Here is a 19,098-nt window from a genome sequence, read left to right on the forward strand (position 1 = left end):
CCAATCCGATCTTATCATGTCTTATTTTAGACGTAAATACCGATGTCTTTCAGGAGAAGACAAATGAACACTCCACATATTTTTTCAGATATTTTTCTAAAAAAAAAGCAAATCTCCTTTTATTCGGAGATTTGCTTTTAAGTTGTCAGCGTTTTTTTGAAACGGCCACATATAAAGCCGGCACAATCAGTAGTGTCAGAATCGTTGAGAAAAAGACACCTGATACGATGCAGATCGCTAGCGGCTTAAAGAGTGGGTCATTACTTAAAGCAACGGGCATAAGAGCGACAAGTGCTGTAAATGCTGTCAGCAAAATAGGTCTAATCCTTGCTCTCCCCGCTTCAATCACAGCTGCCTGTTGACCGAGACCTTGCTTGCGCCGCTGTTCAATAAATTCAAACAAAACGACCGCATTTCGGACAACAATACCTGCCAATGAGACAATCCCCATTGTGGCCATAAAGCTAAACGGCGTTTGAGTGACAAATAGTCCAATAATGGCTCCGGATATCGCTAAGTAAACCGTTCCAAGAACTAAAAGCGGCAGCATGAGTGAATTGAACTGGAAAGCGATGGTCACATAAATGAGCAGCAGGACTACCCCAAATAAGAGACTAATTTCAATAAAGAATTGGGTTTGATCTTCATTTTCTCCGCCCTGAGAAATGGTCAAATTCTTCGCTGCATCGCTTTTCCCAACTTCATTTATGACTTCTGTCATATCGTCTTTAAACGTATCTGATGTGCCAGGATATGCCTTTAACGTGATCGTCGGCATCCCGTTTTCATGCGGAATGCTTTCATACTGCTCTGTTTCTTTTTCCTTTACGTATCGGCTAAGCGGCTCAAGTTGAGGCATGCCACCCTCATTTGGACTCACAGGCACCTTGATGTCTTTTAGCTTCAGTCCGTTTTGATGTGTGCTCATGTCTTGTTTCACTACGAGGTCGATGTCATCTGTTCCTTGTTTAAAGGTGCCTAATGGAATTCCTTCTGTAACAAGGCCAAGCTGTCTGCTGACAAACTGAGCAGTGAGCCCATCCTCTGCCATTCGGTCACGATTCAATTCAAATGAAATGGTTTTCACCGGTTGATTGACATCGTCTGTGATCAGGCTCGCTCCGCTTTCTTTCATTTCTTTTGTGAGCTTCTCTTTCACATCAACGAGTTTTGAAAATTGTTCTCCTGCAACAGTGACGGTCACAGGCGCTCCAGTTGGCGGACCTTGAACAATGGTTTTCATAAAGATATCAGCATCTTTAAATTTCTTTCGCAATGGCTCTGTCATACGATCGATCAATGCTTTGCTTGTCATCTGATTATTGTCAACTCTGACAACAATCTGACCAGTATGATCACTTGCGTTTGAGATACTTTCATTAAACAAGTTCGGCACACCGCCGCCTGCAAAAATGGCCGTCTCTTCAATGCCTTTTTGCTGTTTGATCTCTTGTTCTATTTTCTCTAATGTGTCATTTGTTTTATCTAAGGTTGTTTCACTCGGAAGTGTCACAGTGACAACAACCTCTTTCTTATTCGCCGCAGGGAAAAACTCAAATGGTGTGGCGAAAATAAGCAAAAAGGCAAGTGTGGCAACGAGCAAACCACTTAATCCAATGAGAAGTGGTCGCTTCACGATGTTTGTCAGTACTCGATCTGCATAAAAATCAGCTAATCTTTTTAATGGTTTGCCTAAAAAACCCGGTTCTTTTTGAATCTTCTTGTTCTTTCTTTTTCGGTTTGCTGTATATTGATACACTGGCACAAGTGTCAATGAAATGACCATTGACGCAAGTACAGTTGTGACTAGAACAGACGGTAACGCTCGAATAAATGAACCGTTCGCACCAGAAAGGAAAACAAGCGGCAAGAAGGCAAAGACAACAGCCAGTGTTGACGTCAAAATGGATCCAGCCACTTCTTTTACACCTGCAATTGTTCCTTTAAGCGGACTTTCGTATTTTTTCATCTGCCTCAAAATATTATCGTTGACGACAATGGCGTCATCTACAAGTATCCCTAGCGCAATGATAAAGCCAATAATTGAAATTTGATTAAGGTCCACTTGTAAAAACGGCAGCGGGATGGTTCCGATCGTTATGGATAGCGGAATCGCAAGTGAAACGATAAACGCACCACCAATGGTTAGACCAAGTGTGGTGACGACAATGACGGCGATGACGGCCACGATCGCTTCTTTGATTAAATCGTTAAAAATAGCATCTACTTCACTTTTTTGTGAATAGTAGTCTATCCAATCCACACCATTTGGCAGCTCTTTCTCTTTTTCAATGACCGCACTGACTTTGTCATACATTTTAGGAATATCCAGTCCCGGCTTGATATTGACTGTAAATGAATAGGCTGGCTTTCCGTTATATGAAACGATATCACTTTTCTCTTTTTCTACTTCTTTTAAACGACCAAGCTGACCGATTGTAACAGGCTTGCGGCTCGTTTTTGAGAAAATCTCAATCTTTTTGATTTGATCTAAACGATCATAGGCATCAATGGACAGCTTGACCTTTTCTCCATCTGCCTGGACGTCACCTAGAGGGGATGTGCCAAATTCTTGATTGATGGCATTTGTGACATCGGTCACGTTTAACCCGTTATCCTCCAGTTTACTTGAATCCAAGTTCAATATTGCTTGTTTGTCATTGAATCCTTTGATGACAACTCCATCAACACCTTTGATGTCCTCCACTTTTTCTTTTAACGCACGCAGCGATTTCTGACTTTTTGCTAAATCAGATGAGTTACTTGCTACAATCATATAAGAACCAACTGGCACATTGCCAAACTCATCCTTTACATCTGACTCCATCACACCATCTGGAAAAGAAGAGGCGGCATTTGTGGTTTCACTCTTGATTTGACTTGCCACCTTTTGAAAATCGGCTTGATCATCAATTTCAAGCACAATATTTGAGAAACCAATAGCAGAAACAGAGCTTGTCTTCTCTACACCATTGATATCAGAAATGGCCGACTCGAGCTTATTGGTGACATCACTTTCTACCTGTTTTGCATCAGCACCAGGGAAAACAGTCGAAATGGTTACAATATTTGCTTGAAACTCTGGCAGTTCTCGTTTAGGAAGCTGTGTAAACAAATAACCTCCAGCAATGAGAACGATAAAAAATAAAATAAAAACAAGCTTTCCTCTTTTTAAAAAAGCTTCGATCATTATTTCACCTACTTAAATATTTATTTTTGATGAAGTATTTTCAACTTAATCTTAATTTATCATCATGGTGAAAAAATGCAAGCTCTAATATGTCATTTTCTATCTATTTTGTGAAAGAAATATGTTATATGAGAAATGTATAGCGGTAAACAAAAACAACCTGCTTACATGATGTAAGCAGGTTGAAAATAATAAAATTAGAATTATCGTGGTTCAACAATCAGTTTGATTGCTGTTCTTTCTTCTCCATCGATAAGAATGTCAGTAAAGGCTGGAATGCATATCAAATCCACTCCGCTAGGCGCAACAAATCCCCTTGCAATGGCGACAGCCTTGACCGCCTGATTCAGTGCTCCAGCGCCGATAGCCTGTATTTCCGCTGCACCGCGTTCACGTAAAACGCCGGCTAATGCTCCTGCTACTGAATTTGGATTTGACTTTGCTGAAACTTTTAAAATTTCCATTTTTGCTCCCCCTTAAATTTACAATGGATAAGTGAGTGTTCATTAGAACAATCTTTGTTAGATGTTGCTATTTTTTTGAAAATCCATCCCCAAAATGTTTTTCAAAAATAGCAGGCTACCTACCATTTTTACTATATTCACGATAGAGGGCGCATATTCCTTCTTTCTGATTAATATTTTTCTGAAATAAATATGTGAATATTTATTCAAAGAAAATATGGTCATCATTTATCAAAATTCGATCAATTTTGACAGCTTTTTTCGACGATTCGTCAATTTCTACGATCACTGCACTTAATGTCGTGCGGCCTTCTGCAATTTCAAAACGGACAGGGAGGCTTGTTTTAAATCGTTTAATAATCGTTTCCCGATCAACACCTAAAATACCGTCATAAGGACCAGTCATGCCAACATCCGAAATATAAGCAGTTCCTTTTGGCAAGACGCGGTTATCTGCTGTTTGAACATGTGTATGCGTTCCAACGACACATGATGCACGACCATCTGTATACCAACCCATTGCTTGCTTTTCACTTGTGGCTTCACCATGAAAGTCAATAAAAATAAACGGTGTACGTTTTGAAGCTTCTGCTATGAGCTCATCTACTTTTTGAAATGGGCAGTCAATCGGAGGTAAAAATGTGCGGCCTTGCAAGTTGATGACAGCTAGTTCTTTACCTTGTTTTTTAATAAAAGTGAGCCCTTTCCCTGGTGTACCTTGCGGGAAGTTTGCCGGACGAACAATATGGGGTGCATCATCGATGAAATCGAAAATGTCTCTTTTATCCCATGTATGGTTCCCCATCGTGAGCACATCAGCCCCAGCTTGAAGCAGCTCATGATAGATTTTTTCAGTAAGACCTTTCCCATGAGCCGCATTTTCTCCATTGACAATCGTAAAGTGTGGCTGATATTTTTTCTTTAGCTTTGGCAAGTATTCTTTCAGTGTATCTCTGCCAGGTGAACCAACGATATCTCCAACAAATAATATTTTCATACGTTTTGAACCCTTTCTCTTATAAAATGATCTTCTTATCAGTGTTGCATATTTACACAAAAAAATAAAGCGGCGCTAAGCGCACCGCTCTATTTTGCATACTCTACTGCGCGAGTTTCTCGAATAACTGTCACTTTAATGTGACCAGGGTAATCGAGCTCGTCCTCAATCCGCTTACGAATATCCCTTGCTAGACGGTGAGCTTCAAGATCATTAATTGAATCTGGCTTCACCATAATACGCACTTCACGTCCAGCTTGTATCGCAAACGATTTTTCAACACCTTCATAAGATTCAGAGATGTCTTCTAATTTCTCAAGTCTCCGAATGTAATTTTCAAGCGTCTCACTTCTTGCACCAGGGCGTGCTGCAGATAATGCATCGGCTGCCGCAACAAGAACAGCGATAATAGATGTCGGTTCTTGGTCACCATGGTGAGATGCAATACTGTTGATGACAACAGGATGCTCTTTATATTTCGTCGCAAGCTCAACGCCAATTTCCACGTGGCTTCCTTCTACTTCATGATCAATGGCTTTTCCAATGTCATGCAGAAGACCTGCTCGTTTTGCAAGCTTTGCATCTTCTCCAAGCTCTGAAGCCATGAGACCTGCAAGATGTGCAACCTCAATTGAATGCTTCAGGACATTTTGTCCATAACTAGTACGGAATTTTAAGCGACCGAGAATTTTGATGAGATCCGGATGCAAACCGTGAACTCCGACTTCAAATGTCGTTTGCTCACCCATCTCGCGGATATAATCATCGACTTCACGGCGTGATTTTTCCACCATTTCTTCAATTCGTGCAGGATGAATACGTCCATCCTGGACTAGCTTGTCCAGAGCTATCCTCGCTGTTTCACGTCTTATCGGATCAAAGCCCGATAAGATGACAGCTTCAGGTGTATCATCAATGATCAGGTCAATACCTGTTAACGTTTCTAACGTACGGATATTTCGTCCCTCACGTCCGATAATACGACCTTTCATCTCATCATTTGGAAGATTGACTACAGATACTGTTGTTTCAGCTACATGATCAGCTGCACAACGCTGTAACGCAAGTGAAAGAATGTTTTTCGCTTTTTTATCAGCCTCTTCTTTCGCCCGGTTTTCAGATTCTTTCGTCATGACTGCAATGTCGTGGGAAAGCTCATTTTCAACTTGATCCAGAATGATTTGTTTCGCTTCATCTCGAGTTAGACTAGAAATACGCTCCAACTCAGCTTTCTGCAAACGAATCATATCATCCACTTTGCTTTCCATCTCTTCAATATGTTGTTGTCGTTCATTCAGAGAATGATCTCTCTTCTCCAACAGGGACTCCCGTTTATCTAAAGATTCGTCCTTGCGATCAAGGTTTTCCTCTTTTTGAAGTAAACGGTTTTCTTGTCTTTGAAGCTCATTACGTCTTTCACGAACTTCTTGCTCCGCCTCTACACGAAACGAATGAATTTCATCTTTCGCTTCTAAGAGTGCTTCTTTCTTCAATGCTTCCGCATCACGCTTTGCATCCTCAACAATTTGTTCGGCCATGTTTCTTGCGCCGGATATTTTTGCTTCTGCAATGGTTTTACGAACAAAGTAGCCAACAACTAAACAGATTAGGCTCAGCAAAATGGAGATGATCGTAAACATCGTAGGCGACATATTTTCACCTCCTCTTGCTATGAACTTGGTTTTACAAATAAAGTGTCGGCATGTACATTGTTTTGTGTCTCAACATACAGGGCCTTCACAGGGAATGAGATCCTCACTGCCCTTGTCAAGTTTAAATTAGTTATCAATCATGTTAAGAAAAACAAGTGATACATTCCCATTGTAATTGTGTCGGAAATACTTGTCAAGCTAGTCAGACTAAGGCGTAAGTCGTTATTTCAAGCAAAGACAGAACTTTTGACCCGCTAGCTGTTATGTAATTGTAAAAAAAAGACGCTTTTCAGCGTCTTTTTAGTCATTCAATTCCAATTCTTCTTGTCCTTCTTCGTCAGTTGATTTCACTCCGTTTGTATCCAAACCGTAGTGCTCCCTGATCTGCTCTTGAATCATAAGAAGAATGTCTTTATTCTCTTTTAGGAATTGCTTCGCATTTTCACGTCCTTGTCCAAGACGTTCCTCTTGATAAGAATACCAAGCCCCGCTCTTTTGTACGATATCTAGTTCGCTTCCAAGGTCGATGATTTCTCCCTCTTTCGAGATCCCTTCACCGTACATAATGTCTACTTCGGCAATACGGAATGGCGGTGCCACTTTGTTTTTCACAACTTTAATTCTCGTTTTGTTCCCCATGATGTCGTTCCCTTGTTTCAACTGTTCAGCACGGCGTACTTCTAAACGAACAGATGAATAGAACTTAAGTGCACGTCCACCAGGCGTTGTTTCAGGATTACCAAACATAACCCCTACTTTTTCACGAATTTGGTTAATAAAGATCGCAATTGTTTTTGATTTGTTGATAGCACCAGATAGTTTACGAAGTGCTTGAGACATCAAACGTGCTTGAAGACCAACGTGTGAATCTCCCATGTCTCCTTCGATCTCTGCTTTTGGTACAAGAGCAGCTACTGAGTCAATGACAACAATATCAACTGCACCACTACGAACAAGTGCTTCTGCAATTTCAAGTGCTTGTTCTCCTGTATCCGGCTGAGAAAGTAACAACTCATCAATGTTGACACCTAATTTTTGAGCGTAAACTGGATCTAGCGCATGCTCCGCATCGATAAATGCAGCTTGTCCTCCCTGCTGCTGAACCTCAGCAATCGCATGAAGTGCTACTGTCGTTTTACCAGAACTCTCTGGACCATATACTTCAATAATACGGCCGCGAGGGTATCCACCTATTCCAAGCGCAGTATCAAGTGCTAACGAACCACTAGGTACTGTTGAAATACGTGTATCTGTTTGCTCTCCTAGTTTCATAATAGAGCCTTTACCAAACTGTTTTTCTATTTGTTTAAGAGCCATATCTAAGGCTGCTTGACGATCACTCATTCTATTGTTTCCTCCTTTATCAATTCCACTATCTATACTATACCTTGTTTTACGTCATTTGCCAAGAAAAAAACGAACACATATTCGATTTTTTCTTGGCAGATTATTTAAGAAAAGAGCTGTTTCTATTAGAAAAAACGCTCTTTTATAAAGGAGTAAACCTCATAAAAAACAAAATTAACTTTCTTTTAATAATTTGAGAAGGTGGTGCAAACCATATTTCACAGCACGCTTGCGAATGCCTGATCGACTGCCAGTAAACATCCATTCAAACACGTCTGTCTGATCTTTTGTCGATAGCCCGATAAATACTTTTCCAACCGGCTGTCCTTCGTGTGGTTCAGGACCTGCCACACCTGTAAAGCTAATACCGATATCGCTTCCCGTCAGTTTTCTAACGCCTTCTGCGAGCTCTAACGCACACTCTTTGCTGACAGCACCATGAGAAGACAATGTTTCTTCACGGCAGCCCAGCACTTGCTGCTTGACTTGATTTGTGTAACAAACCACACTACCGTTTAAAATGGATGATGCCCCTTCGAGATCTGTCAGCCACTCTGAAAACATACCACCAGTCAGGCTTTCAGCTGCTGCTACTGTTTTCCCGTGTTCATGCAAGGCCTTTGAAGCTTCAAAGGCAAGAGATGTATCACCATATCCGTAGAAGTACTCGCCGACCCGTTCTAAAATTTGTGCTTCTGTTTCTTTTAACAGACGCTCTGTTTCTTTTTCATCCTCATGCTTGGCTGTCAGCCTTAGCGTCACTTCCCCGTCAGCTGCAAGCGGTGCAATCGTCGGATTGGTCTGTGCATCAATTAAATCTTCAAGATCTGTTTCCAGCTGAGATTCACCGATGCCAAAGAAACGCAAGACAACAGACACGATTTTTTCCTTTAGGCCGAGTTTTTCAGAAATAAGCGGCTTCGCTTCGTTTTCAAACATCGGATGCAATTCACTTGGCGGTCCAGGGAGCAGAATGTAAAACGTATCTCCCTCTTGTATAAACATACCAGGTGCCATTCCGAAACGGTTTACGAGCACATCAGATCCCTCTAGAACGAGCGCCTGTTTACGGTTGTTCGGTGACATATCACGTCCGGTTTTACGGAAGTATTCTTGAATAGACTCAAATGCTTCTTCATTTAGCACAAGCTCTTTACCGAGCGTACTCGCAATGGTTTCTTTTGTTAAATCATCTTTCGTTGGTCCAAGACCCCCTGAGAAGATAATAAAATTCGATCTTTCCTGTGCCACTTGAATGGCCCTTTTTAAACGCTCTGGATTGTCACCAACTGCTGTGTGGTAATAAACATTCACACCAATTTCAGCTAGTTGTTTGCTGATGAATTGTGCATTCGTATTCGTAATTTGCCCTAGCAAAAGTTCGGAACCGACTGCAATAATTTCTGCTTTTCTCTCTGACTTCAAAGCGTACACGTCCTTTTTAGTTAGAATTCTTTAAGGCTTCCCAGTTTTTCGCAAAGTAATCCCAGCCTGAGACAACAGTGAAGAACACCGCTACCCACATAGCAAGATCACCAAATGGGAATGATACAAGTTCAAACGGCAGGTTATGCAAAAGAAGTGCCGAAATCGCAATGATTTGCGCCCACGTCTTCACTTTTCCAAGCATATTGGCTGCGACCACTTCACCGCCTCCAGCTAAGACAAGCCTTAGGCCTGTTACAGCAAATTCACGGCTAATGATCACAATTGCCATCCATGCCGGTGTGAGATTGTATTGAACAAGTATAATTAAAGCCGCTGAAACAAGCAATTTATCTGCAAGCGGATCTAAAAATTTACCAAAGTTTGTGACTAAATTGAGCTTACGTGCATAGTAACCATCAATCCAGTCGGTTGTCGAAGCGACAATAAACAAGATCGCTCCAACAAGGTGAGTGACTTCGATGCTGACGTCACCAAAGCGCGCAACACCCCAATCTAATGGAGCAAGCATAATCAACATAAACACAGGAATCAAGGCGATCCTAGAAAGAGTAATTTTATTCGGTAAGTTAAACATGAATTCCAATCCTCCAATAAGGCATTTTTTTATGTATATAATAGTAGGAACAAAAGAAAAGTCATCTACTTGCTTAAGATGACTTTTCCTTTCCTTTATTCACAATCACAATGTTTTGTGTCATGGTGTTTTTAGGGTCTAATTCGTACTTCAGCGTTTCGTCATTGACTTTAATATCGATTCCCGATGCATTTCCTAAGCGAATATCGACTTGGGAAAGATCAGTCAAGTCTGTTTTAAACGATTCGCCATCTTTCAATTCACCCATCTTCAGCACTTTTCCAGATTCGTCTCTCACACGAAGCCATGAAGCTTGTGAGGCAGAAATGGTTAGCTCCATCTCTTCTGCACCTGATACTTCATACGTTGTCGTAGAACCCTCTGTATTCGTCGCCTTCAAAGAAACATCTTCATCGTCTTTAGATGAATCCTTTGAGGAATCGTCTTTTTCAGATGATTTTTCTTGATCATCTGACGAAGCTTTTTCCTTTTTCTTTTGATCCTTTGCAAGCGATGAATCCTTAGACACTTCGTATTTTGATTCTGATTGCTGAGGAGCCGCCTGATTATTTTTTTGTCCGCTATCATGATTAACCGCTTGAACGATCACATAAATGATAGCGATCACCACAAGGATCCCTCCAATGATTAAAATCGTCGGAAGCAGCTCCAGTACCTTTGAGGCAGGCTTTGGCAGCTCTCGTTGCGGTTTAATATTTGATAATTTATCAGACACTTCATCGTTATACGTGCTTGGTACATCTTTACGAAACTCTTCGAACAATTGTTCAGGATTCAGTCCAACGGCTTCGGCATATTGTTTAATAAACGCTCTGACGTAAAATTTACCTGGAATGATATCATAGTTTCCTTGTTCTATTGCTAGCAAATAGCGCTTTTGGATTTTGGTAGCCGCCATCAAATCCTCCAGCGACATCCCTTTTTCCTCTCTGGCCTCAACGAGCCGTTTTCCCAATTCAGTCAAAACAAACACCTACCATTACCATATTAAAAATCGAAGCCAGAAAAACCAGAATGATCAAATACTTGTGGTTCTTCTGCGTGCTCGTATGTAATTTCTTCGTCTGCACTATTACGCAATTCAATGATGTAGTCGAAATCATCCATTGTATATTCTGAATTTTGAATAAAGATATCTGGATGCTCTACCACCTTTGTAGCAGGCAGTCTCATAATTTCTCTTAAAAGCTGCAAGTGCTTTTCAGAACCTCTTCTTGTCGACACAATCCCATCAATAATAAAGACGTTATCTGGGCTGTATTCATCTGCAATCAGCTGACTGCGAATGGTCTGTTTCAAAAGAGTCGACGATACAAACAGCCACCTCTTACTTGCACATACACTTGAAGCAACAATTGATTCTGTTTTTCCAACCCGCGGCATTCCGCGAATTCCAATCAATTTATGTCCTTCTTTTTTAAATAATTCAGCCATAAAATCGACAAGTAGACCAAGCTCGTCCCTTTCAAAACGGAACGTCTTTTTGTCATCCGCATCACGCTGAATGTATCTTCCATGACGAACAGCTAAACGGTCACGAAGTTTTGGCTGTCTTAGTTTCGTTACTTTTATCGTTTCCATTGTATTTAAAATTGATTCAAGCCGCTTAATTTGGTCTGTGTGGTCACATCGAAGAAGCATGCCGCGTCTTGATACATCAACACCATTAATTGTCACAATATTAATTGAAAGCATCCCCATTAAAGAAGAAATGTCTCCTAAAAGTCCGGGACGGTTCACCTGTATCTCATATTCAAAATACCATTCGAGCTTTGCCAAATGATATTACCCCCTTCATTGTGGCAAATTTTTACCTTCCTTTATCATAAAGCATTTTCACATTTTTAGAAAGCACAATGTTGCTAAACGGTTAAAATAAAAAGAGAGGCACAAACGACCTCTCTTTTTGTTTAGTGCGAGCTATTATTTTCAACTAGCTTGACCATCATGTTTGCAATGGCACGCTGCTCATCTTCTGATGCAACGCTCCAAAGGTCAGAAAGTACTCTTTCTTGCTCATTCTTTGCTTCAACTTCATTAGCCAGGTATCCGCCAATTTCATACGCAAGGTTATTGATGGTATCATCTGATAAACCTTTATCCTGTGCATGATTTAAACGGTCACCTAAAAAGTTTTTCCAATGGTCCCAGCTCTCAAGTACAGACATGTCGATTCCTCCATTCGAAAAGATGAATTACAGCCATAGCTTTTGTCATGGAGAGACGAATTATACACGTTTTTTAACAGTACCAGCCGCCATTGACAGATAAAATTTGACCTGTGATATAACTTGACTGCTTGGAGGCAAGAAACCAAATGGCATCGGCTATCTCTTCAGGTGCGGCAAGACGGCCTAGTGGAATCTCCTCTTCCATCATCGCAAGGTCTTCTTGTGTGAAGCTTTTCATCATATCAGTCTGAACCGCACCTGGTGAGACTGCATTTGCTCTAATTCCACTTGGGGCAAGCTCTTTGGCAAGCCCCTTAATGAAGGCATTTTGAGCACCCTTGACCATACTGTACAGTACTTCACACGAGGCACCCGTTTCCCCCCATATTGAGCTAACCGCAATAATATGTCCTGACTTTTTTTGAATCATGGCAGGCAAAATGGATTGGGTAAGCTCATATGGACTTGTCACATGAAGCTGCACCATGCTGGCTAGAACTTCTTTTCCAGTATCTGTCACTAAACCAACATGACTCTTTCCGCTATTTAAAACAAGAATATCTGGATCAAGCGGCAGGCGGCTGACAAGCTCTGCTGCTCCGCCTGTTTTCGCTAAATCAGCTTGAACGACGTACGTTTCTACTTGATATGTTTCTTTGAGATCGGCGGAAAGACGATTAGCCGCTTGTTCATTTTGATGATAATGGAGCATCAGATGGCAGCCTTCTTGGGCAAGCTTTTTGGCTGTCGCCTGCCCAATTCCGCCACTGGCACCAGTAATCAGTGCCCAACGACTCATACTTTGTTCCTACTTTCTTTATGGAATCCTTATTCTTTTCGTTTAAATGGGAACCAATTCGCTGATCCGAACAATTTGACCATCACAGGTACGAACAATGGTAGCACAACGAGTGCATACAATAAAAGTCCAGTTAGAACAAGTGTTGCAATTTGTAAGAGTGACAATACACCTGAAGGTAGCATCGCTGCAAATGTTCCTGCCAAAATGACGGCAGCAGACATAATAACAGATCCCATATTTTTCATTGATTCAGTCATGGCAAACTGGATGTCTTTTGTTTTGTATTCATTGAACCGTTCCATTAAGAAAATCGAATAATCGACTCCAAGCGCCATTAAGATGACAAAGCCAAAGAATGGAACAGCCCAGTTGATGCCCGGATATCCGAAGAAATGGGTGAAAATAAATTCTGTTACACCAATGGCGGTAAAGTACGTTAAAATCAGCGATCCAACTAAGTAAAGCGGCATCACGAGAGAACGGAAGAGAATCACTAGTATTAAGAAAATACCGATCATCATGTAAAGAACCGTCTTATTGAAGTCTTGGTCTGACAGCTGTTTTAAATCAGCGTTCATACTTGAAACACCAGATACGCCAAATGAAACATCTTTTAGGTTTGTTTCAGGAAGTGCACGTTTGACCGAAGCTTCTACTTGTTTAATTGTTTTCATGGCGTCGTTTCCATAAGGATTGTCTTCTAAAATGACGTCAATCTTTGTCATTTTGCGGTCATCAGACATATAGGAATCGAACACTTGCTTGAATGCTTTGTTTTTCAGGACATCTTTTGGAATAAACCAACCGGCCATGTCTTGATCTGGCGCGTTTTTCAGTTCATCTAAGTAGTCTCCTGCACCCATTAAGCCGTTTGAAATTTTCTCAAGGCCGTCGACACTTTTGTTTAGACCATCCGTCAGCTTGGTCAGATCGTCACCAAAGCCGCCAATTTTTTCTTTCATTTGTTTTTGACCATTAATGATGTCGCCGGCTCCATTTGCAAGTTTAGGCATACCATCAGCTAACTGCCCTTGGCCTTTAGACGTTTGATCTAGCCCGTTTTCAATGGCTTCTAAGCCAGCAATCAGCTCATCAATTTGATTTGTAAACACTTTTTGCTGCTCTGAAGCTTTTGCGATAAAAGCATCTGCTGCTTCAAGCTGTTTTTTTGCTTCTTTTGCTTGTTTTGCATAGCTGTCAGCCTGTTTGGCTCCTTCTTGCAAGGTAGTAGAAAGTTCCTTATATGAAGCTTTGATGGCTTGATATGATTGATTTTCTTTCACTTGCGGAATTTGCTGCTCAAGTGTACTGAATTGTTTATTCGCTTGACTGATCAAAGCTTTCACATCCGCTGCGGCAGAGGATGACGTATCGACTTGTGCCAATGCGGCTTTTAATTCTTTGGAAATGCTTTTATACAGTGCCACTTGCTGATTCACTTGTGCGACTTGATCTGTTAATTCCTTTTTCGCACCCTTTATTCTTTCTTTAATTTCAGAAACGCCTTTTTTGTTTTGATCAATTCCGTTTTGCAGATCTCTCATCGTTTTTTCGACGTTTTGAATACCTGATTTTACGGATTCGGTTCCAGTAATCAATTTGTTAATGCCTTTTCCAGATGATTTAATTTGTGGTGTTTGATCCTCGATGGATTTACTCATGGTTGTAAGAGCATCTTGGATCTTTTTCAACCCTTCGTTACTTTTATCAAGCCCGCTATTTAGCTCTTTGGCTTGAGATTTCACGTACAGATCATTCAGTCCTTTTCCAACAGGGCGTGTCGCACTTCTTACTTTACTCACGCCATCTGTTTGTTCAATCGCACGACTAAGTTTTTCAATAGCAATCAGACCTTCGTTATTGTCTAAAAGATCGGATGATTTCACGACAACTGTTGCTGGAAGGGCTTCACCTGGTCCAAATTTGTCAGAGATCGTATTAAATGCATTGACGGATTCGTATTTATTGCCGATTTCGTCTAGGTTGTTATATGAAAGTGTTCCTTTATACATGAGAATCGCTGGAAGGGTAATAATTGCAACGATTAGCAAGCTGAGAAGTGGTTTCTTAAATGAAAAACGACCAGCTGTTTCCCACATTTTCGATTGCGGGTGGGCAATATCGCCTTTGATCGGCCAAAATAACACTTTTCCTAAAACCGCCATAAAGAATGGAACGACAGTGAGCAGTGCCACAATTAACACGGCGACACCAACCGCCACGGCTACAGCTGATTTATACAGTTGGAATTCGGCTAAACCGATACACGTAAAACCAATGAGGACAGCAATTCCGCTGAATAAAACGGTTTTACCTGCCGTCTTATATGTTGTAATAATCGCCTCAATCTTATCTTTTCCGTGAGATAGTTCTTCTTTAAACCGGCTTAGCAATAAGATGCAGTAGTCGGTTCCAATCCCAAACATGATGGCGACCATAAAAATTTGGGTAAAGGTCGAGAGCGGAAAATCAACATACTTTACTAGGTAAGCCACAATGGATTGGCTGACCAAATAGGAAAGCGCCACGGCCACTAAAGGAACGAATGGTGCCACTGCGGATCTAAAGACAAGCACAAGAACAATTAAAATAAATCCTATTGTAATGAATTCCGTTTTTTTCAGACCTTCTTGTGAGCTTGTGATGACATCATCGTCGATTAGCGGCTGCCCTGTCATTTCAAATTTCAGGTTCAGGCTCTTAAGCTTTTCATTGACTCTTTCTTTAAAATCGGATGCTTTGATTTTGTTCGAGTCGTATGTAACTGGAACAAGAAGTGTTGTTTGATCTTTAGAGAGCATCTGTTTTTTAATATCTTTGTTTGCATCAAAATAAGAAGTGATGTCTTCAACATGGAGATCTTGATCCTTTTCTAAAATCTCCATCGCTTTCTTTAAAGAGGCTTCTCTTTCTTTGACGATATCCTTTCCTTGAAAGACAATGACGATCGATTTTTCCGTATCCCCATTTTCAGACATGTTCTTTAATAATTGATCGGCATAGGAAGAAGGATAACCATCAGGAACAGAAATCTGCCCTTTTTCTTTTGTTAATTGCGCCATATTAGGAGCGGTGATTAATAATACAGCCGCTAGTACGACCCAAAGGATCGTGATCAGCCATCTACCCTTTATGATTGCTCTCATTACTATGTTGTGCCTCCTCTTCGATGATAATTTGATAAATCTTTTCATATGTTTGAATAAATGATTCGATTTCTTTTTCATCAAATTTTTCTAAATATGACCGAACAAGATCCTGAAGCTGCTTTTCCATTCGGCTGACCACGTCTTTTCCTTCGGGCGTCACATAGAGATGAACGTTTCTTCGGTCAGCTTGATCATGCTCACGATAAATATAATCTTTATTAAAAAGACGATTGGTCATGGATGTCACAGCACTTTTGTTGACATTACATGCGCTGGCAAGGTCTGTTGATGTACATCCTGGGTGTAAATTGATGTATCGAAGCGAGTAATACTGATCAAGTGTCAGTTCTTTATCGAGCTTTTCAGTGATCATACTCGATACTTTTTTCTCCATCATGAGATAGACGTCCGCATATCTCTGAATGAGCTGGGCAATTTTATTTTGTACCATATGCTGCTCCTTTAGTTTAACTGTTTAACTATTAAAGAGTTTAACTAATACCCAAAACAATTGTCAATCAATATCTTCGCATATAAAGCGCTTTCTTTAGCTGGACACAAAAAAGACAAACTCTTATATGTTGAGTTTGTCTTTTTTCGTTTTATTTTGTTTTCGGTACGACTTTAAAAACTGACATTCGTTCTTCATCAATTTCTTCGTCTAAGATTTGCTGAATATCTGTTAATTGGATTTGCTCCAGTACTGGCACGACATCAAATAAGCTCATTTCTAAGAATGCGTATCGAGTGAATTGATTGGCAATGTACTCCGGGGAGTTCATCGCTTTTAAAAAGCTGCCAATTTTTTTCTTACGAGCAAGTTCAATCTTTTCTTCTGTGATCAGGCTTTTTGCTTGAAGAAGCGTTTCTTTTAATTCATCTGCGAGTTGATCAGGGTCATTTGTGTCTCCGCCAACTGAAGTGAAGCCAAAACCGCCTTCTTCCGTATAATCGTAACTGAATGTCTCATCAATCAAGCCTTTTTCATACATACGCTCATATTGCAGAGAACTTTTACCAAACAATGTCTCTAAAATAAGATTCATGCCAAGCTCATGTTTGAGGAGCTGTTTTCCTTTTTTATGCGGGTTTTTCGTTTTCAATCCAAACATACATTTAGAGCCTTGTACATTCATTTTCAGTTCGTATTCTTTTCGGTATACACGATCAGGTTCATTGATCTCTTTCCGCTGAATATCCGGCTGATCGGTAAATGGTTTTTTTGCCTGATTCGCTCTTACTTGGTCTAAAATTTGCGCCGGATCAACAGGACCCACTACAAAAAGAAGCATATTACTTGGGTGATAGAACGTTTCGTAGCATTCATATAAATGGTCTTTCGTAATTGGCGCAATGCTTTCAACGGTTCCAGCAATATCAATTCTCACTGGGTGCTCTTGATAGAGGTTTTCGATCAGACCAAAGAATAAACGCCAATCTGGATTGTCATCATACATGTTGATTTCTTGACCAATGATGCCTTTTTCTTTTTCGACCGTTTTTTCAGTAAAATAAGGCTCTTGCACAAAATCAATGAGTGTTTCAAGATTCTGTTCGACATTGGCCGTGCTTGAAAATAAGTATGCCGTTCTCGTAAACGTCGTAAATGCGTTTGCGGCTGCTCCCTGTTTACTAAATGTATGAAACACATCACCATCTTCTTTTTCAAACAGCTTATGCTCTAAGAAATGGGCAATTCCATCAGGCACTCGGATCATGTCTTCTTTGCCAAGCGGAACAAATTCATTGTCGACAGAGCCATATTTTGTTGTGAAGGTTGCATATGTTTTGTTAAACCCTTGCTTTGGCAGCACATAGACGTCTAGTCCGCTGTCCATTTTTTCGTGATACACCGTCTCTTGCAGCTGATCGAATTGAATTGTTTTCACTGTCATGAAGCACCCTCCGTTCCTTTAAGAAAATAGGTCGTATCCCATTCGATTTTTTGACCCACTTTGATGATGTCCTCTTTTGTCACTCTGTCTAACGCATCTAAAAAGGAATCGAGGCTCTCCCCTGTTGGCACGACGGCATGCTGATATAAGTATTCCGCTGTTCCATAAGACGTATCAATTGTTTCGAGCAACTGGTTTTTGACGACAGCCTTTGTCTGTTCAATTGCTTCATCAGAAAAATCGCCTTTTTGCATGGCATCAAATTGTTCTTTGATGATGTCTACTGCCTGCTGATAGTTGCCGACTTCAATTCCTGACATGACCATCATCAAACCTTTAAAGCTCTCAAGTCTAGAAACAGCATAGTACGCAAGACTTGCTTTTTCCCGCACATTGATAAATAGCTTTGAATGAGAGAAGCCGCCGAATATGCCATTAAACAAATGCAGCGCCGGATAATCTTCATCCGCTATCGTTGTATGTGTGCGAAAGCCAATGTTCAGCTTTCCTTGTTTTACGTCCTCTTCATCAATGACTTCTTTTGTCTCTATTTGTGATCTTGATGATTCGGTATTTTGTTTGACCGGCTCTCTTTCACTTGCTTTAAAGTATTGCGAGACCATTCGATTAATGTCTTGTTCATCAACGTCTCCCACAACATAGAGATCCAGCTGGTTGGACTGAAGTGCATGCTCGTATGCTTTAAAGAGCGCTTCTGACGTAATCGCTTCGACGTCTTCCATTTCACCATTGACGTGCAGTGCATATGGCTCACCTTTACACATTTCCTGCACAAGTCTTAAGTTTGAATAGCGCATTTTGTCATCATAAACGGCTTGAATGCGCTGTTTCAATGTTCGTTTTTCTTGCTCAACGTACAATTCATGAAATACCCCGTTTTCCACGTACGGGTGGAATAATAGTTCAGAAAGTAAGGCAATCCCTTTTTCTAGTAAAGGGGTTTGTTCCTTTAAATATTTTTCATTCGCCATTTCTAGACGGAACGTAATGATGTGATTTTCACCTTTTTTCGCCATGTCTGCGGAAACGGTCGCCCCATAGAGCTCGTCGAAATAAGCACGAAGCTCTCCCGTTTTCGGCATTTTTTCTGTTCCTCTTAAAAGCACATGCGGGAAAAGAGAACGCATGGTGACGTCATCTTTGGATAAAGGCGCAAGCATTTTAAAAAGGATCGTCACGGTTTTAAATTTTTCTGTTTTGACAATATGAGTATGAAGACCAGGTGTATCAAATGTCTTCTCTTGTAAGTACGTCATGAGAAACCTCCTTTGTTCATCCTATTTATTATGTATTAGAACATAGCTGATATATACGTGAAACAGCCATTTAATAGTCATTATATCAATCAGAGGAAAGGATAGGAAAT

Annotated in this window: 15 protein-coding genes; all 15 read right to left on the minus strand. The window is 40.7% G+C overall.

Features of this window, described 5'->3' with window-relative positions; genetic code table 11:
- Positions 1 to 145: 145 nt before the first annotated feature.
- The 15 genes from N521_RS15040 to yfmF all read right to left on the minus strand — a co-directional run bounded on the left by N521_RS15040 (position 146) and on the right by yfmF (position 18,988).
- Entirely contained in the window at positions 146 to 3,190 is a 3,045-nt protein-coding gene (locus N521_RS15040; protein ID WP_035392011.1) for an efflux RND transporter permease subunit, read from the minus strand.
- A 203-nt stretch (positions 3,191 to 3,393) separates the two neighbouring features.
- Positions 3,394 to 3,654, minus strand: a complete 261-nt coding sequence (gene spoVS, locus N521_RS15045) for a stage V sporulation protein SpoVS (RefSeq protein WP_003211281.1) — start codon at positions 3,652 to 3,654, stop codon at positions 3,394 to 3,396.
- Between the two features lie 202 nt (positions 3,655 to 3,856).
- The gene (locus tag N521_RS15050) at positions 3,857 to 4,651 is read right to left on the minus strand and encodes a TIGR00282 family metallophosphoesterase (protein ID WP_008344680.1); all 795 of its coding nucleotides are present in this window, start codon (positions 4,649 to 4,651) and stop codon (positions 3,857 to 3,859) included.
- A gap of 89 nt (positions 4,652 to 4,740) precedes the next feature.
- Positions 4,741 to 6,303: a ribonuclease Y gene (rny, locus tag N521_RS15055; RefSeq protein WP_003211958.1), complete on the minus strand. Its 1,563-nt coding sequence runs from the start codon at positions 6,301 to 6,303 to the stop codon at positions 4,741 to 4,743.
- Positions 6,304 to 6,603: 300 nt separating this feature from the next.
- Complete coding sequence (recA, locus tag N521_RS15060; protein WP_007499478.1) at positions 6,604 to 7,647, minus strand: recombinase RecA; 1,044 nt, start codon at positions 7,645 to 7,647, stop codon at positions 6,604 to 6,606.
- Positions 7,648 to 7,824: 177 nt separating this feature from the next.
- On the minus strand, positions 7,825 to 9,075 hold the full coding sequence (locus tag N521_RS15065) for a competence/damage-inducible protein A (RefSeq protein WP_007499480.1): 1,251 nt from the start codon (positions 9,073 to 9,075) through the stop codon (positions 7,825 to 7,827).
- A 16-nt stretch (positions 9,076 to 9,091) separates the two neighbouring features.
- Entirely contained in the window at positions 9,092 to 9,673 is a 582-nt protein-coding gene (pgsA, locus tag N521_RS15070) for a CDP-diacylglycerol--glycerol-3-phosphate 3-phosphatidyltransferase (RefSeq protein ID WP_008344688.1), read from the minus strand.
- 73 nt (positions 9,674 to 9,746) lie between these two features.
- Positions 9,747 to 10,658, minus strand: a complete 912-nt coding sequence (locus tag N521_RS15075) for a helix-turn-helix domain-containing protein (RefSeq protein WP_008344690.1) — start codon at positions 10,656 to 10,658, stop codon at positions 9,747 to 9,749.
- A 23-nt stretch (positions 10,659 to 10,681) separates the two neighbouring features.
- Positions 10,682 to 11,473, minus strand: a complete 792-nt coding sequence (locus N521_RS15080) for a DUF3388 domain-containing protein (RefSeq protein WP_003211480.1) — start codon at positions 11,471 to 11,473, stop codon at positions 10,682 to 10,684.
- A 131-nt stretch (positions 11,474 to 11,604) separates the two neighbouring features.
- Complete coding sequence (locus N521_RS15085; RefSeq protein ID WP_008344693.1) at positions 11,605 to 11,862, minus strand: DUF3243 domain-containing protein; 258 nt, start codon at positions 11,860 to 11,862, stop codon at positions 11,605 to 11,607.
- Between the two features lie 73 nt (positions 11,863 to 11,935).
- Entirely contained in the window at positions 11,936 to 12,664 is a 729-nt protein-coding gene (gene ymfI, locus N521_RS15090) for an elongation factor P 5-aminopentanone reductase (protein ID WP_035392015.1), read from the minus strand.
- Positions 12,665 to 12,693: 29 nt separating this feature from the next.
- Complete coding sequence (locus tag N521_RS15095) at positions 12,694 to 15,813, minus strand: MMPL family transporter (protein ID WP_035392018.1); 3,120 nt, start codon at positions 15,811 to 15,813, stop codon at positions 12,694 to 12,696.
- Positions 15,791 to 16,267, minus strand: coding sequence for a MarR family winged helix-turn-helix transcriptional regulator (locus N521_RS15100; RefSeq protein WP_025207356.1), 477 nt, complete (start codon positions 16,265 to 16,267; stop codon positions 15,791 to 15,793). Before N521_RS15100 ends, N521_RS15095 begins: the two co-directional genes overlap by 23 nt.
- A gap of 151 nt (positions 16,268 to 16,418) precedes the next feature.
- A complete protein-coding gene (gene yfmH, locus N521_RS15105) occupies positions 16,419 to 17,711 on the minus strand; it encodes an EF-P 5-aminopentanol modification-associated protein YfmH (RefSeq protein ID WP_035392021.1) in 1,293 nt (430 codons plus the stop codon).
- On the minus strand, positions 17,708 to 18,988 hold the full coding sequence (yfmF, locus tag N521_RS15110; RefSeq protein ID WP_035392023.1) for an EF-P 5-aminopentanol modification-associated protein YfmF: 1,281 nt from the start codon (positions 18,986 to 18,988) through the stop codon (positions 17,708 to 17,710). The genes yfmH and yfmF overlap by 4 nt, the downstream gene beginning before the upstream one ends.
- Positions 18,989 to 19,098 lie beyond the last annotated feature (110 nt).

It is taken from the genome of Bacillus sp. UNC125MFCrub1.1, assembly GCF_000701305.1.
GTDB classification, from domain to species: domain Bacteria; phylum Bacillota; class Bacilli; order Bacillales; family Bacillaceae; genus Bacillus; species Bacillus altitudinis.

Excerpts from the sequence above, each read along its gene's own strand:
- N521_RS15040 (WP_035392011.1), bottom strand. The coding sequence starts at position 3,190 with ATGATCGAAGCTTTTTTAAAAAGAGGAAAGCTTGTTTTTATTTTATTT.
- spoVS (WP_003211281.1), bottom strand. The coding sequence starts at position 3,654 with ATGGAAATTTTAAAAGTTTCAGCAAAGTCAAATCCAAATTCAGTAGCA.
- N521_RS15050 (WP_008344680.1), bottom strand. The coding sequence starts at position 4,651 with ATGAAAATATTATTTGTTGGAGATATCGTTGGTTCACCTGGCAGAGAT.
- rny (WP_003211958.1), bottom strand. The coding sequence starts at position 6,303 with ATGTCGCCTACGATGTTTACGATCATCTCCATTTTGCTGAGCCTAATC.
- recA (WP_007499478.1), bottom strand. The coding sequence starts at position 7,647 with ATGAGTGATCGTCAAGCAGCCTTAGATATGGCTCTTAAACAAATAGAA.
- pgsA (WP_008344688.1), bottom strand. The coding sequence starts at position 9,673 with ATGTTTAACTTACCGAATAAAATTACTCTTTCTAGGATCGCCTTGATT.
- N521_RS15085 (WP_008344693.1), bottom strand. The coding sequence starts at position 11,862 with ATGTCTGTACTTGAGAGCTGGGACCATTGGAAAAACTTTTTAGGTGAC.
- ymfI (WP_035392015.1), bottom strand. The coding sequence starts at position 12,664 with ATGAGTCGTTGGGCACTGATTACTGGTGCCAGTGGCGGAATTGGGCAG.
- N521_RS15095 (WP_035392018.1), bottom strand. The coding sequence starts at position 15,813 with ATGAGAGCAATCATAAAGGGTAGATGGCTGATCACGATCCTTTGGGTC.
- N521_RS15100 (WP_025207356.1), bottom strand. The coding sequence starts at position 16,267 with ATGGTACAAAATAAAATTGCCCAGCTCATTCAGAGATATGCGGACGTC.
- yfmH (WP_035392021.1), bottom strand. The coding sequence starts at position 17,711 with ATGACAGTGAAAACAATTCAATTCGATCAGCTGCAAGAGACGGTGTAT.
- yfmF (WP_035392023.1), bottom strand. The coding sequence starts at position 18,988 with ATGACGTACTTACAAGAGAAGACATTTGATACACCTGGTCTTCATACT.